Source organism: Arthrobacter sp. YD4, assembly GCF_030410515.1.
GTDB lineage: Bacteria > Actinomycetota > Actinomycetes > Actinomycetales > Micrococcaceae > Arthrobacter.
The window spans coordinates 176005-189669 of the sequence record NZ_JAUHHD010000002.1; the positions used below are offsets into that span (position 1 = coordinate 176005).

At 64.1% G+C, this 13665-nt stretch carries 14 protein-coding genes and 1 pseudogene; 5 read left to right on the plus strand and 10 right to left on the minus strand.

From position 1 onward, the window contains the following. Nucleotides 1–163 precede the first annotated feature (163 nt). The 3 genes from QWJ39_RS05145 to QWJ39_RS05155 form a co-directional block, all read right to left on the minus strand. Nucleotides 164–469: a hypothetical protein gene (locus QWJ39_RS05145; protein ID WP_290256650.1), complete on the minus strand. Its 306-nt coding sequence runs from the start codon at nt 467–469 to the stop codon at nt 164–166. Between the two features lie 68 nt (nt 470–537). Beyond that, nucleotides 538–1389, minus strand: a complete 852-nt coding sequence (locus QWJ39_RS05150; protein WP_290256651.1) for a Rep family protein — start codon at nt 1387–1389, stop codon at nt 538–540. After that, complete coding sequence (locus tag QWJ39_RS05155) at nt 1389–1685, minus strand: helix-turn-helix domain-containing protein (protein WP_290256652.1); 297 nt, start codon at nt 1683–1685, stop codon at nt 1389–1391. Before QWJ39_RS05155 ends, QWJ39_RS05150 begins: the two co-directional genes overlap by 1 nt. A gap of 755 nt (nt 1686–2440) precedes the next feature. Between QWJ39_RS05155 and QWJ39_RS05160 the strand changes: the two genes are divergently transcribed. The 3 genes and pseudogenes from QWJ39_RS05160 to QWJ39_RS05170 form a co-directional block, all read left to right on the plus strand. Then, entirely contained in the window at nt 2441–3550 is a 1110-nt protein-coding gene (locus QWJ39_RS05160) for a site-specific integrase (RefSeq protein ID WP_290256653.1), read from the plus strand. Between the two features lie 386 nt (nt 3551–3936). Continuing rightward, nucleotides 3937–4932, plus strand: a complete 996-nt coding sequence (locus tag QWJ39_RS05165) for a hypothetical protein (protein WP_290256654.1) — start codon at nt 3937–3939, stop codon at nt 4930–4932. A gap of 186 nt (nt 4933–5118) precedes the next feature. After that, a pseudogene (locus QWJ39_RS05170) lies at nt 5119–5217 on the plus strand (IS481 family transposase); the annotation flags it as partial. A 116-nt stretch (nt 5218–5333) separates the two neighbouring features. Here the strand turns inward: QWJ39_RS05170 and QWJ39_RS05175 are convergent. The 6 genes from QWJ39_RS05175 to QWJ39_RS05200 form a co-directional block, all read right to left on the minus strand. Then, nucleotides 5334–5849 carry a hypothetical protein gene (locus QWJ39_RS05175; RefSeq protein ID WP_290256655.1) on the minus strand — a complete coding sequence of 172 codons (516 nt, stop codon included), beginning with the start codon at nt 5847–5849 and terminating at the stop codon, nt 5334–5336. Nucleotides 5850–5971: 122 nt separating this feature from the next. Continuing rightward, entirely contained in the window at nt 5972–6184 is a 213-nt protein-coding gene (locus QWJ39_RS05180; protein WP_290256656.1) for a DUF4913 domain-containing protein, read from the minus strand. A gap of 563 nt (nt 6185–6747) precedes the next feature. Continuing rightward, nucleotides 6748–7209 carry a hypothetical protein gene (locus QWJ39_RS05185; RefSeq protein ID WP_290256657.1) on the minus strand — a complete coding sequence of 154 codons (462 nt, stop codon included), beginning with the start codon at nt 7207–7209 and terminating at the stop codon, nt 6748–6750. Further along, complete coding sequence (locus QWJ39_RS05190; RefSeq protein WP_290256658.1) at nt 7206–9710, minus strand: molybdopterin-dependent oxidoreductase; 2505 nt, start codon at nt 9708–9710, stop codon at nt 7206–7208. Before QWJ39_RS05190 ends, QWJ39_RS05185 begins: the two co-directional genes overlap by 4 nt. A gap of 120 nt (nt 9711–9830) precedes the next feature. Further along, complete coding sequence (locus QWJ39_RS05195; protein WP_290256659.1) at nt 9831–10718, minus strand: NAD(P)H-hydrate dehydratase; 888 nt, start codon at nt 10716–10718, stop codon at nt 9831–9833. Continuing rightward, a complete protein-coding gene (locus QWJ39_RS05200; protein ID WP_290256660.1) occupies nt 10702–11466 on the minus strand; it encodes a histidine phosphatase family protein in 765 nt (254 codons plus the stop codon). Before QWJ39_RS05200 ends, QWJ39_RS05195 begins: the two co-directional genes overlap by 17 nt. A gap of 211 nt (nt 11467–11677) precedes the next feature. Here QWJ39_RS05200 and QWJ39_RS05205 point away from each other — a divergent pair, with 211 nt between their 5' ends. Both QWJ39_RS05205 and QWJ39_RS05210 read left to right on the plus strand, forming a co-directional pair. Further along, nucleotides 11678–12619: an SRPBCC family protein gene (locus tag QWJ39_RS05205; RefSeq protein ID WP_290256661.1), complete on the plus strand. Its 942-nt coding sequence runs from the start codon at nt 11678–11680 to the stop codon at nt 12617–12619. Between the two features lie 212 nt (nt 12620–12831). Next, complete coding sequence (locus QWJ39_RS05210) at nt 12832–13059, plus strand: DUF2188 domain-containing protein (protein ID WP_290256662.1); 228 nt, start codon at nt 12832–12834, stop codon at nt 13057–13059. Between the two features lie 192 nt (nt 13060–13251). Here the strand turns inward: QWJ39_RS05210 and QWJ39_RS05215 are convergent, their stop codons facing one another. After that, nucleotides 13252–13641 (minus strand): rhodanese-like domain-containing protein, encoded by a 390-nt coding sequence (locus tag QWJ39_RS05215; protein WP_290256663.1) that lies wholly within the window; start codon nt 13639–13641, stop codon nt 13252–13254. Nucleotides 13642–13665 lie beyond the last annotated feature (24 nt).

Sequence of the window (13665 nt, forward strand, 5' to 3'; positions counted from 1 at the left end):
AAGCAGGCACTCTGTCCGACACCGCTTCGCTCGTCGTCCAGTGCGCCGCTTGCGAGGGGCTGGGCTCCGCCCTTCCCCCTCGACCCCCAAACCCGAACCACGGCACTGCACCCGGGTGCTTGCGCACCTAGGTACCGGCCGGTGATGACAAGCTGCCCGCCGGTCACGGCGCATCCTCCGTGCTGCGGCCGTCGTGCGGGGTAACGGCATTCCCGCCGGTGCCCTGGCCCGCCGGCGGCGGCACCGCCCTCGAAGTCCTGGCCCGTGTTGACCGCTGGGCCGACTCGGCGGCAAGCTGCGTACGCGCTTTAACCTCGAGCTGTGACGCCAGCCCAGGGTGCTTTTCGCGCATCAACGTCAGCATCCGCGCGTCGACGGCCTGCTGCTGCTTGCGCTCACGATCCCGCAGGAGCTTGAGCTTTTTCGCTGCCGCTGCTTTGACGGCTGCAACCTCATCTTCAATGGCCATAGTGCTTTTCCTTTCGTGGGTGCTCCAGCCACAGGTGGTGAGCTGGAAGTTGCTGAGTTACGCCGCGTTTACGGTGCGGTCTTTGCCCGAACGACGTTGCTGGCCCGCAGCATGCGGTCGTAGTGATCCCCCTCGAAGCCGAGCCGATCGGCAATCCAGCTCAAGCTCTCGGTCAAAGTCACTCCAGTGCGCACCCTGAGTTTCATGTCCTGGTGGTGGGGCGTCATGGTCCCTGCTTCAACGTGAGCCGTCCTGCATTCCTCGGCCAGGCGTTTCAGGGTAGGGAAGTGTTTCGCGTACACAAGTGGGTCGGTCTCACGGACTTCCCACAACCGCAGGGTCCCGGCCAGCACTCCGAGTTTGATCTCGTCCAGGCGAGTCGGGAGCTTCATGGGCCTGGCGAAGTGGGCCTCCACTTCGCCACGCCAATCAAAGTTGGCCACGACGTTGGTATCCGGGTACCGGTGCTTACCCAGAGCCTGCTGCGTTGGATCTTCGTGTGTCAGGTAGCGGAGGTAGCTCGCAAAGCCGCCCCTGCCGCCCAAAATTTGGACTAACTCCAGCGGTACACCGAACCACTCCGCGATTTGCTCACGGGTGCGGGCATCCCTGCACTGCAACGCGATATGGATGTGGGGAGGAACCAGGCTGCCGTCGCTACGACGGTCCTGGTCGTGCTCAGTCCATGCCCACTTGGTGATTGAACGGTGGGCAAGACCACGCTGGAGTTGCCTCGGAGTCATGAGTACTTCGCCCGTCTCCGGATGACGCCGGTACTGCGTGATCTTGAATGAGCGATAGCGACGGGGCGCGGGCTTCTTGTCCTTGGACTTGGTCCGGACAGAGGCTCGTCCAGGATTGCGCGGACTGACCGCTCTGGAAGTATCGTTCGCGACGGAACGGTTTTCTGCTGCCGGCATTAATAACGCACCTCCTCGGAGGTGCTGTGATGCTCCTGGGAAAGCAGCCAGGCTTCGACGGCCGCAGACCGGTAGCGGACAGTCTTGCCCAGTCTGATGAAGGCGGGACCACGTCCCGTGATGCGCCACTCGCTGAGAGTGCGCTCGGTGACATCCAGCTGTCCGGCGAGGGCCGGCGGAGTGAGGAGGTCATTCAGCACCGCAACGCGAGCACTGGCGACGTCACGTTCGATGGCGGCGAGGCGTTCGGCGATGGAGCTGAGGGTGGGTCGGCTGATGGAAACGGTTGTAGACATGAGTATCCCTTGCGGCTTTTCAGCGGCAAGAGGATCACCCGACGAACCATTTCAGATTTCTATGTCGGCCGTGCACCTTATGGTGCGTATCCACTCGGGGAGAGTACTCTCCACTACTCCTTGTGATTGTTTTCGGAGCCTTGATCTCGTGTGTCACAAAGTATACACACATGCGTGAGTCGACCCACGAACTTCCACATTTCTCTACATAACCCGCTATTTCGTGCGAGCACAGATTGGCACAGTTCGGGGCTATGGACACATCGCGACCGTTCGTTTCGGGTCGATACGGCCGGCCTGTCCAATGATGGCGCTGATATCGACACCAAATCACCCATCGATCCGGACTGTCGCGCACAGTTCGGCACAGCTCGGCTTCAGTCTCACTCAAGAGAAACTGCCTCTCGGCGCGCAGGCGTAGAGCACAGCACTGGCAACAGATCCGACCCGTCCCCCTGCCGCTTTGGAGGGCTCGAGCACAGTTAAGCACGCCAATTTTCAAAGTTTTTGATGTTGGGGAAAAACCAAAAATCGGCGGTACATGCGGCACACGCATAAGAGCAGCGGCATCCCCTGATAAACCAACGAAAAGCGCTCCCGAACGATGTGCCACTTCTTGTTTCAAAAACGCTACACGGTCCGACGAAGTCACAGATCCCGGTACTCCCAATGTCTTTTAGCCGCTTGACGGAAAGCCCAAACTCACATTTACTGACACTTCATCCGCACCAAGGCGACTGCAAGAAAGACCGGGCATGGGGAGTATCCATCCATACGAAAATAAGAGCGGCAAGTGGTACCGCGTGCTCTATAAGAAACCGAACAACAGTCAGGGCCAGAAGCGTGGGTTCAAGCTCAAGCGTGATGCACAGGCTTTCCTGGACGCCGTGGAGGTTTCCAAGAGAAGCGGTGAGTTCATTGCTCCGAGCGATGGTCGCATCACCATCGGGAGCCTCGGCGCAGAGTGGTTGGCAGCCCACAAGCACACGGTCAAACCTTCAACGTTCCACAGCATTGAGAGCGCCTGGCGGAACCACGTCCATCCCAAATGGGGCGACCGCTTTGTCTCTTCGCTTCTGCGCTCAGAAATCAAAGCGTGGGTAGCCTCCCTCTCCGAGAATCGCAGTCCCACAACGGTGTCGCGTTGCCTCGGCGTACTCTCAGGGATTCTTCACGACGCCGCGGAAGACAAACGAATCTCCTCGAACCCGGCAGAGGGCGTCAAAATTGCCCGCCGGACAAGCCGTTCTCGTGGGTACCTGACGCACAGTCAGGCTGAAGCCCTTGCCTTGGAATCCAAGTACCCCGACTTTGTGAGGTTCCTGGCCTATACCGGGCTCCGATGGGGTGAGGCCACCGGCCTGCGGGTCGGCCACGTGGACCAGCCTGCACGGCGCGTACTCATCGTAGAGAACGCCGTCAACGTCAACGGCAAGATGGTCATCGGCACACCGAAAATGCACGAGAGTCGTTCCATTGTCTATCCAGCCTTCCTGGCACCAGCCATTGAGTCGGCCTGCGCCAGCAGGGCAAGTCACGCCCTCCTTTGGGGCGACGGTGTGAACTACCTTCGCCCGGGAAACGCGGAAAGCGGGTGGTTCGCCGCGGCCCGCAAGCGCGCTCAAGCGAACGATGCGGCGTTCCCTACGATCACACCCCACGACCTCCGGCACACGGCGGCGTCGCTTGCCATCAGTGCCGGCGCTAACATCAAGGTGCTCCAGCGGATGCTTGGGCACGCATCTGCCGCGATGACGTTGGATCGCTATGCCGACTTGTTCGAGGATGACTTGGATAAGGTCGCCGGCGCCTTGCACCAGGCCCGGCAGGATCAACTCTTGGCAAAGGGACGCCACGGCGCCTGAGACCTGAACTGCGGGATGGTCGGCCTGCCGCAATCCACGGCAACCCTGGCACCGGGCAGGCACAACGACCTGCTTAGACTGGCGCAATGACACCGCCCACGAGGGCCAGGCCCGGCCGCCGCGGGGGACGCGGACCGCCTCGATGACGTGCGCGTACATCCGTGAGTCCAGGCCCTGGCCGGGCTCGATGAGGAATGCCAGCGGCCAGCCCTTCCCGTCGTAGGCGTGGTGGATCTTCGTAATCAGCCCGCTGAGGGAGCGGTCGACAGCAGGGCACTTGAACGACTCAGGATTAGAACGCCAGCACCTGTCTTCACAATCCCTGAGGAACGCCCGGGTGGTGGACAATCAGTCTCGGAAACGCTGCGATGAAAGGGCCATGGGGGATGGGCGAAAAAAGACAATTCAAAGTCGGTGACCTAGTAGATGCCAAGCACTGGTGGAATGGCGTCGACCGCGAAGTCCACTTCACGGACGGAGTGATAGCTGAGGTCCTGGACCCCGACAATACGGTGTCCAGCATGTCCGTCAGAAGCAGGTACGCCTACTACGTGGTTCACGCCTGCAATCAGGAGCAGGGGGATTTCTTCGAAGAAGGAGGAGTCAAGCTCCGCTCTGCGGACGATGCCTGGCGTGCGGGACACTTCTTCCTTGACGACATAGTCCGCGCAGACGACGGCATAACGTCCCTCGAAGGAGTCATTGAGAAGTTTGTGGCGGTTGGCGACCAGCCCTACAAAGTGACAGACCGGACGACAAAGGAGTCCGCGTTCTTTGGCGACGCACACCTCACACTTAAGCACCGGAGCCGGGACAGCCCACGGGAGCGGTTCCGGTTTGATGACTGGGTAGTTGCCGACGACGGGAACGTCCGCCTCGAGGACGCCGTGATAGGACCAGACCCCATGACGGGCGGGGTCCGAGTCATTGAAGGGAGCATTGTTTTTGGCCGACGCGCTGGAGAGCAATATGTTTATGCAGCCGATGGATCAGGGGATGTACGACTGTTCTGGGAAGAGCATCTCAGGCCCAGGACAAGTCCCGTGCCACAGGAACTCCGGGACCCCGAAAGACGGGTCGCGGACTATGCTTGGTTCAAGCACGCCCCATCACGAGCCCGCGCTGAAGCTGCCGCGGAAAGTTTAAGGCAGTGGGTAGAGACAACGTCCTATGAACCCAGCCCTCTCAGCATCAAACCTGAACCGCCAAAGCGTCCGATCGTCAGCGGGTTCAGGGGCGTGCTTATGTGGATTGCGGCCGTACCGGTGGCAACCCTCACTGCCGAATCCCTGGCCCCTGGAGCAGGCCAAGTTATATCGCAGATACTCGTAATTAGCTCACTTGGAGTCGTGCCATGGATCGCCCGTCGGATACCTGCCTAGGCCACCGGAGCGGCACCAGAGAGTACCGGCACCCTCTCAACACCGCCGGCAAAAAACGAGCCGCAGCACCGGCGCGGTGAAACACCCAGGGGTGTTGGTGATGCCCCGCGTGGGGGCGTGACATGAAGAAGACCTCCGGATGAGTGGTGCTTACGACCGACATCACGTCAGGCCCGGAGGTCTTCAATGCCTCCTGCCAACGCCGTCCTGACCTCGAAGGGTCGGTTCCGGCTGGCCCGCTGCATCGTCGAGGACCGGTGGCTGCAGGCCCGGGCCGCCGAGCAGTCCTTCAACCTCTCGCTCACCTACCGGGCCTTCGTCGACCTTTACGCATGCCTGATGTGGCTCCGTCAATAAAGAGACACGCCCTAGCCCAAGTGAAAGCGGACGCGACTGTAGTACTAGCGGGAGGTGCTGCACCACAGAGTATCTATCGGCAAAATGCGATCCGCGGCGTGATACGTGAATTTCGCTGCTAATGGGGGATCCACGCCAAGCGCCCTCATGCGCGGGAAGATCCCAGTTTCGCACAACTCATCAATCTGTGCTTTTGATGCATCGATCGATCGGTGTGCCGTCGAGAGGTCATAATCCGGGAGGTACGTGTATTCGAACAAGACCACCGCGTGAAGACCCTCGGAAAGAGGATTCCATTTTTCCCCCGTCTCAAATTTCCATTCGACGCCGACTTTGGAATAGACGTCGTCCATGTTTGTTGTTGCCAGCATCTTCGAAGCCGCAGCTCGCTCTGACTTTACGTAGGCCCGCAGTGCGTCTACCCGTTCCTGACTCGGCTCCGTGGCAGACGGCGACGAGGCAGGTGCCGATCTGGTGGCAGCGGGCGCAGTCGTAGTGGTGGGAGCACAGCCGGTCAATGCCAGCAGCGCAACGGTAGTAATCCCCCAAACACGTTTCATAAAGACGATTCAACCATTACCGCCGACCCACGGGCGTCTCCCCCTTTTCTATGTGGGGTGGGTCTTCTCTAAGCTCCCTGAATTCGCACGTCAGGGAACCATCCCTCCGGTGCCTTCTTCGGTTATAGGTGTGCTGGTGCCCTGTGCTTTGGCATATCGCATTTGTAGAACGGGCCGCGTGGGTCCAGGAGAACGCTCCTATGGTGGTCCGCGTGATCCTTCCACCAGACACTTGATCCCCGTGGCTCCGTCCAGCCTGAGAAGGGCGGTACCAAGTTCCCAAAACCTTGGTACCAACTACCCAGACCAGGAGTACCACCCGAAGCGATCTGCATAATTATGGATATACCCTTGCGGAGCGCCTCGAACCCTGAATGGGTGCTGATGTATCGGCTCGGCCTGGGCCGGGGCCGGATCGCTGCCCTGGTGCGGGCCGCGCCGACGACCGTCGGGCACCACCTGGGCTGAACGCGTCACGCGCCTCCGCCCTCCCGCGCTTATTCGAGAACAGATCTGGACACCGTGGCGGGCGCGCTGCGCCTGGCCCGGCAGGATCAGCTCATTGGCAAAGAATTGGCAAAGGAATCGCTGTGAAGTGGTGTTTTCAACTGTTGGAGAGTGTGACCAAAAGTCCCCCGTTTAGCTGGAAAATCAGGGCTTTTGAGGATTTTCCGCGAAACTGCGGGGATGACGAAATGGGTTCAAATCCCACCGTCACCGCCACGTAGCGAGGCCCCTGCTTCCCTTTGTTTACAAGGGAGGCGGGGGCTTTTGCTTTGCCCGGGACTGTCCCCCGGCAGCGCATTGGCAACTGATCGCCCAAGCCTGACCGCCGCGACTTTTCCACGTCAACGGTCGAGATAGACGACGCGGGGAAGCTCCGGCAGCTGCCGTCGCCCTATTTGGCGGCCACGAGAGCCTGGGGCGCCGCCTGCTTCATCCTGGTCTGCAGCCAGCGCAGCTGCACCGCGGTTTCTCCCTCACAGTGTGAGACCACCTCCAGCATGTCCCGGTCCCGGAGCGCCGACCCGGCCTGCTGGATCATGGTCCAGGTCACATCGACGAAGCTGGCCAGGAGATAGAGATCCTGAAGGTCCCGGAGCAGGCCCACCGGCCCACTGCGGGTGCCAGAGAGCCCCTCGGCGTGCAACCGCTCCGGCTCCGTGTCGGAGAGGTCCTCACCGTAGCGCTCCACCAGCGGATGCAACAGCCGGCTGTGCTCATCGCACTGGTTGGCCAGGGAGTGGCACAGGAAATGGACGTCCGGTTCGGCGCCGTGGCCGTCGGCGACTTGCCGAAAGGACTCCGCCAGGGTGGCCTCGGCCCGGTGCAGCATGCCCAGGTACAGGGACATGTTCATCGCGTGCCGTCCTTTCCGGCTGGCGCCGGGGCTCCCTTGATCGCCTGGGGGAACCGCGGCGGCGCCGCACCCACGGACTCGCTCGCCTCGCCACCCACGCCGGTGGTCGCGGGAACCGCCGGGCTGCCGCTGGCCGGCCGAGACGCGGTGGTTGTCGGGGCGGGGGCCGGCCCCGCGCCGTCGGCGATCTTTTGGACGTTGACCGCCGCGTTCTTGAACACTGGCTGCTTGGACACCGGGTCCCACTCGGTGATGGTGAGTTCGTTGGCCGCGCTCGGGTGCTCGCCGGGCGAGCCGCCGTCGTCCCAGTAGCCGTAGTGGAACGGGGCGAAAACCGTTCCCGGGCGGATGTCGCTGATCCGGGCCGGTACCTCGATCCGGCCCCGGCGGGACGTGACGCGGGTGAGGTCTCCCTCACTGATGCCGTACCGTTGGGCGTCTTCCGGGGAAAGCTCGATCCAGGCGGAGGGTGCGGCGCGGTTCAGGGGCCGGGACCTGCCGGTCTTGGTCCTGGTGTGGAAATGGTAGGCAGTGCGTCCGGTCGTGTAGCGCATAGGGAACCGGCCGTCGGGCTCTTCGTGCGGGGGCAGGTAGTCGGCCGTCTTCAGCACCGCCTTGCCGCCGGGTACCGTGGCACGGAACATCTCTGACCCCACGGTGGCGCCGGTTATGAGGTCATGGCCGTAACTTTCGCAGTAGTCCGCGTCGGTGGGGAAAACCCCGTCCGCGTAGAGCCGGTCGCGGCCATCGGGGTTTTCCTCGTTGCAGGGCCAAGGGATACCGCTGCCGCCGCGGAGCCGGCCGTAGCTCATCCCGCTGTAGTCGCAGGGACGGCCCCGCGAACACTCCCGCCAGGCGTTGAAGCCGTCCTCGGGACCGTCCCATGGCAGCAACGGCCCGCCCTGAAGCGTGCGGAAATCCATCCGCCGCGCGTAATCCAGGAAGATGTCGAGGTCGCTGCGGGCGGATCCCGGCGGGTCCACAGCCTTATCCGAGAGGTGGACCGTGCGGTTGACGTTGGTGAAGGTCCCGGTCTTCTCGCCCCAGGCGGCCGCCGGCAGGACGACGTCGGCAGCCTGCGCCGTTTCGGTCAGGTACAGGTCCTGCACCACCACAAAGAGGTCAGGTTTGGCCAGGATCTTCCGGATCCGGGCGAGGTCGGGCATGGAGACGGCGGGGTTGGTGGCGGAGATCCACAGGAACTCGATGGACCCCTGCTCGGCGTAGCGGAAGATCTGCATCGCATGCGTCGGCGGCGCCCAGTGCGGGATGGTCAGCGGGTCGACGTCCCAGAGATCGGCGAGCTCGGCGATGTGGGCCGGGTTTTCCCAGTTGCGGAAACCCGGCAGGTCACCGTCGGCACCGCATTCCCGGTTGTTCTGCGCGGTCGGCTGGCCGTTCATCTGCAGGATTCCGCAGCCGGGCTTCCCCAACAGTCCCCGCAGAAGGTGAAGGTTGTTAACCTGGCAGGACGAGGCTGTCGCCTGCGCCGACTGGTAGAATCCCTGCAACACGGTGGACAGGACCCGCTCCGAGGCACCGAAAATCCGCGCAGCCTCCCGGATGTCCGCCGCCGGGACGTCGCAGACCGCGGCGGCAGCCTCCGGTGTCCAGGGCGCCACGGTGGCCTTCAGCTCATCGAAGCCCACGGTGTGCGCCTTGACGTAGTACTCGTCCACCCAGCCGCGGGCCAGCACCTCATGGACCAGGGCGTTCATCAGAGCGAGGTTGGTGCCCGGCCGCACGGCGAGGTGCACGTCGGCGTGGCGGGCCACCTCTGTCTCGCGGGGATCAATGCAGACGACTTTGGGCGGGTTCGGGCCGGCGATGCGGTCCAGCACCCGGGACCACAGGACGGTCTGTGTCTCGGCCATGTTGTGGCCATAGAGGAATATGGCGTCGCAGCTGTCGATGTCCGTGTAGGACCCGGGCTGGCCGTCGGCCCCGAACGTCTCCTTCAGCGACGCCGCCGCGGTGGCCGTGCACAGCCGGGTGTTGCCGTCCATATGCGGAGTCCCGATCCCCGCCTTCCCGATGATGGCGAGGGCGTAGTACTCCTCAAGAAAAAGCTGTCCGCTGGTATAAAAGCCGTGACTCAGCGGACCGCGCTCCCGCAAAAGCTGTTGGCTGCGTTCGACGATGCGGTTCATGGCGGTGTCCCAGTCGCATTCGACCAGGCGCCCGTTCTCACGGATCAGCGGGCTGGTGAGCCGGTCTCGGTGGGAAACGCCCTGCCAGCTGGCGAAGAGGCCCTTGGGGCCAAGCCGGCCGTGATTGACCAGGTCCCCGGCCCGGCCACGGATCCCCACCATGGCACCGTCCTTGACCGCAATGTCGCAGGCGCAGCCGTTGCTGCAGAGCACGCAGGCGGACTGGACCCAGCGATCGACGTCGTCTTCAGCAACGCCCTCCGCGAGCGCCTGATCCACACGTACCGGCCAGAGACCGTCCCGGGGATAGGGGGTGCGGCTTCCCCAAATGTTGCCAATGCGGTCCACCATGGTCTTCCTTCCGTTAGTCCACAGCCGGTTCTCCCACGGATACTAGGCGCTGTGGCTCTTCCCGCGCTACGGAACCGATCGCTCCCACCGCTTGGGCAGCCAGCCCGACCGGGCTGCTGATCAGCCGCTGAGTTCCACCATCAGCGGCGGCAACTCATCGCAGAGTTCCCGGGCAAGGTAGCCCAGGCCGCCCAGCCTGCTGGCCAATCTGTCCCCGGCGGTGGCATGCAGGTGCGAGCCCCAACAGGCGGCCTGGGGTCCCGTCGTTCCGCGGGCCCGCAACCCGGTAATCGCGCCGGCCAACACGTCACCGCTGCCCGAGGTCCCCAGCCCACTGTGCCCGGTGTTGACCTCCCAGCACTCGCCGTCGGGTTCCGCAATCAACCCTTGGCAGCTGACCACGGCCTGGAACCGGCTCGCGATAGTCCGGACATCGCGGCCAAGGTCTCCGATCTCCCGTTGCAAGAGGATGGCCGCCTCGGTGGGGTTAGGGGTCAGGATCAGCCGACCCGCCCACGGGGCCAGGTCGGCACCCAGTTCGGGCAAACAGCCGAGGGCAAACGCATCCAGGACGACGGCGGGGCCGCCACTCGGGGGCGTCCGCGCCGGCACGAGCAGTCCGCGAAGAAGCGCCAGGGCCTCGTCCTTGTTGTCCAGGCCGGGGCCGATCAGAACGGCGTCGGCCGCGGCGAATTCGTCGACGAGCAGCGAAGCGGACGAACCCTTCACTGAGCCCCTGGCGCTTTCCGGCAGGCCCAGGACGCCGCTCTCTGGCAGCGCCACCGCCACGTGGACGGCGGTCGATTCGGCCACCGCCAGCGTCAGCCGACCGGCGCCGGAACGAAGTGCCGCGACACCGGCCAGGAGCGCGGCCCCCGGGGTCTTGCGCGCGCCCCCAATAACCAGCACCGAGCCGCGGTCCGCCTTCCCGGAGCCCCCGCCGGGCAGCGGCCAGCCGCGCAGCAAAGTGGGCGTCAGCGGGATCGGCGGCTTAGCGCGGGTGGACATTGGACTCTCCCGCGTGCTCAGTGACGGGGGCGCCATAGGACCGCAGATGGTTAGCCTCATTGAACCCGGCCAGTTCCCATGGGCCGGTGCCGCCCTCCCGGACGAACCGGCTGACGGATGCGTTGAGAATGGTGGTGCGTGCGGCCAGGTCCAGCAGGTCCGCCTCGGTGAGCCCCAGCAAAACGTACCGGAAGAGCAGGATGAGGGCGTCATGGCAGACCAGCAGCACCTCCTGGCCGGGGTGCTCCCTGTCCAGGTCTGCAAGCAGCGACCGCAGCCGAAGCACCACATCGGCCCAGGACTCGCCGCCTGGTGGCCGGTAGTAAAACTTCCCGAGCCAGCGCCGGCGTTCTCCTTCCTCAGGGAACCTGGCCTCCACGCCGGCAGAGGTCAGCCGATCCAGGATTCCCAACTCGCGGTCCCGGAGCCGTTCGTCCAGGCGGGGCAATCGGTCCCACCCTGCGACGTCCAGCGCCAGTTCGGCAGTCTCCCGGGCCCTGGCGTAGGGGGAGGACCACACCGGGAACTGCTCGGAGACGCCTGCCAGCAGGCGGCCCAGGGCCAGCGCCTGCTCCCTCCCGGTCTCGGAAAGATCGACGTCGGCGTCACGGGCCGGGACCTCTATCACCTGCGCGCCCGCCTCCCTGGCCCGCGTCGCCGCAACATTCCCCTCGCTTTCTCCGTGCCGGATCAGCACCAGCGCGGTGATACCGGCCTCCCCGGCGACGTTGCTTCGATGACTGTTCACGTGCTCCTCCTTGCGTCGGAAGGTGCCCACCATACTGCAGCGGCCCAGCGATGTCCCGTGAAAAACGACCCGGGCTTGGCTCCCGCGCCGCGACCGGGTTAGCCGCAGAGAGTCACCTCTGCTCTGGCCGCAAGGCGGAATCCTCGATAAAGTAAGCATACTGATGATCAGTTGATCACTGGTTTGTTCCTACAGAGTCGAAGGAGACACCGTGAGCACGAAAGTCGAGAAACGCATCCTGGTGAACGTTCCCGTGAGCGTGGCCTACAACCAATGGACTCAGTTCGAGGAATTTCCGCACTTCATGTCCGGGGTGAAGAGCGTGCAGCAGCTCAGCGACGACCGCCTGGAATGGACGGCGGAGATTGCCGGGGTGCGCCGCCAGTGGCAGGCAAGAATCCTGGAGCAGATCCCTGATCAAAAAGTAGCGTGGGCTGCCACGGAGGGAGCGACCAACGCCGGCGCGGTCACCTTTGAAGACCTGGGCGGCGGTCAGACGTCCGTGGAGCTCTCCCTCGAATACGAACCAGAGGGCATGGTTGAAACGGTGGGCGACAAGCTCAACGTCGTCGCCAGGCAGGCCGAAAACGACCTGGACCGGTTCAAGGCCTTCATCGAGGACGAGGGTTACGCCACGGGCGCTTGGCGCGGTACCGTCCAAGGCCACGGCTCCTCCGGCACCCCGGGGATCGAAGACGCCGCCGCCTCCCGGGGCGACAGCGGCACGGCGGGGGTATCCGGAAAGGTAATAGCCGGCGTCGGGCTGGCCGCAGCTGCGGCAGGGGTGGCCGCGGCCGTGGGACGCGGAGACTCCCCACACCACGACAATCCCGGCGCCGGCCCTGCGACTACGGCGGATGCCGGGACGGCACGGGCAACCGACGCCGTTCCACCCACGGGCACCACCGGGAGCGTCTTCCCCGCAGGCACCGACACGAATCCTGCCGGAAGCGGCAGCGCCTCAGCCATGGAGCGGCCTGCGGAACGGTCTGTCGCCAAGCCCTTCGACCAGACCAACGGACTGATCGACGACGACGGCGACTCGGACGGCACGGCCGCCGCCGACACCGCCAGCCAGGCCGAACGTGACGAGCGACGCAATGGCGTCGAGGGGACTCTACCCCCGGCCGGCGGCAGCCTGGGCCAGCACTGAAAGCGACCGCCATTCGCCCGACCCTCCGCCGCGCCGGAAAGGCGCTGAGGCTTGAACCATAAGCCTACTTTCTATTAGGTTGGTGTCAGCTTCTCCGCCCGCCCCCCATGCGGCGGAGGATGCCTTGGAAATGCCCCGTGGTCCCCCAGTGCCGCGGGGCTTTTCGCTACCCAACGTCAGGCAGCTGAACCGAACGGCAGAAGGAGCGTGTAATGCCTCAGGGAGATATTGAGACGTACTACGAAGACGGACAGTGGAAGAACAAGCGCGATGGTGCCCAGCGGGCCTTCGGGGCCGGCTACAGCTCCAAAGAGGACGCGGTCGTTGCAGGACGGGAGGCCGCCCGGGGCGACAAGGTCGAGCACATCATCAAGAACCAGGACGGTGTGATCTCCGAAAAGAACAGCTACGGCAACGATCCACGAAACGTCCCGGGCTAAGGCCCGAGGCGGGTTGACCGCCAAGACATACAGGAGGTGAGGGAGGGTCCGGTGTGGCGGCCCCTCCCTCACCTCGAGGGAAGCCTGGTGAGCGAAGTGGCGCTCCGGCCGGAGCCAACCGCGCCGAACGTAGTGCGCTGGCGAGCCTCGGAAGACAGTGCGCTGGCGAGCCTCGGAAGACAGCGCAGCGGGCTAGCCGGCTTCCTGCCGCCATGCAGCCCAGGCCTGGAAACCTCCAATAAGGTCGGTCGCCCGTGAGAGGCCCAATTGCTGCAGGGTTTCTGCGGCAAGGCTGGAGCTGTAGCCCTCATTACAGACAATCACAATCCGCCGATCGTAATCGTGTGCCATTGGAAGCCGATGCGAGCTCGATGGATCGAGCCGCCACTCAAGAACGTTTCGGTCGATGACGATCGCACCAGGAAGGGCGCCGTCCCGCTCCCGCTGGTCCACCGGCCGCGTGTCGACGACGAGGGCACCTGCCGCGACTTCCCCGCCAAGCTCTGACGCAGACACACGGTCCAGGTTGGCGCGGCTCGCGAGCAGCAGCTCGTCGATCGAACGAAAAGACTGACGGATCATGGCGAAAGCCTAATCGAATCCGCC

Excerpts from the sequence above, each read along its gene's own strand:
- QWJ39_RS05145 (WP_290256650.1), bottom strand. The coding sequence starts at position 469 with ATGGCCATTGAAGATGAGGTTGCAGCCGTCAAAGCAGCGGCAGCGAAA.
- QWJ39_RS05150 (WP_290256651.1), bottom strand. The coding sequence starts at position 1,389 with ATGCCGGCAGCAGAAAACCGTTCCGTCGCGAACGATACTTCCAGAGCG.
- QWJ39_RS05155 (WP_290256652.1), bottom strand. The coding sequence starts at position 1,685 with ATGTCTACAACCGTTTCCATCAGCCGACCCACCCTCAGCTCCATCGCC.
- QWJ39_RS05160 (WP_290256653.1), top strand. The coding sequence starts at position 2,441 with ATGGGGAGTATCCATCCATACGAAAATAAGAGCGGCAAGTGGTACCGC.
- QWJ39_RS05165 (WP_290256654.1), top strand. The coding sequence starts at position 3,937 with ATGGGCGAAAAAAGACAATTCAAAGTCGGTGACCTAGTAGATGCCAAG.
- QWJ39_RS05175 (WP_290256655.1), bottom strand. The coding sequence starts at position 5,849 with ATGAAACGTGTTTGGGGGATTACTACCGTTGCGCTGCTGGCATTGACC.
- QWJ39_RS05180 (WP_290256656.1), bottom strand. The coding sequence starts at position 6,184 with ATGCAGATCGCTTCGGGTGGTACTCCTGGTCTGGGTAGTTGGTACCAA.
- QWJ39_RS05185 (WP_290256657.1), bottom strand. The coding sequence starts at position 7,209 with ATGAACATGTCCCTGTACCTGGGCATGCTGCACCGGGCCGAGGCCACC.
- QWJ39_RS05190 (WP_290256658.1), bottom strand. The coding sequence starts at position 9,710 with ATGGTGGACCGCATTGGCAACATTTGGGGAAGCCGCACCCCCTATCCC.
- QWJ39_RS05195 (WP_290256659.1), bottom strand. The coding sequence starts at position 10,718 with ATGTCCACCCGCGCTAAGCCGCCGATCCCGCTGACGCCCACTTTGCTG.
- QWJ39_RS05210 (WP_290256662.1), top strand. The coding sequence starts at position 12,832 with ATGCCTCAGGGAGATATTGAGACGTACTACGAAGACGGACAGTGGAAG.
- QWJ39_RS05215 (WP_290256663.1), bottom strand. The coding sequence starts at position 13,641 with ATGATCCGTCAGTCTTTTCGTTCGATCGACGAGCTGCTGCTCGCGAGC.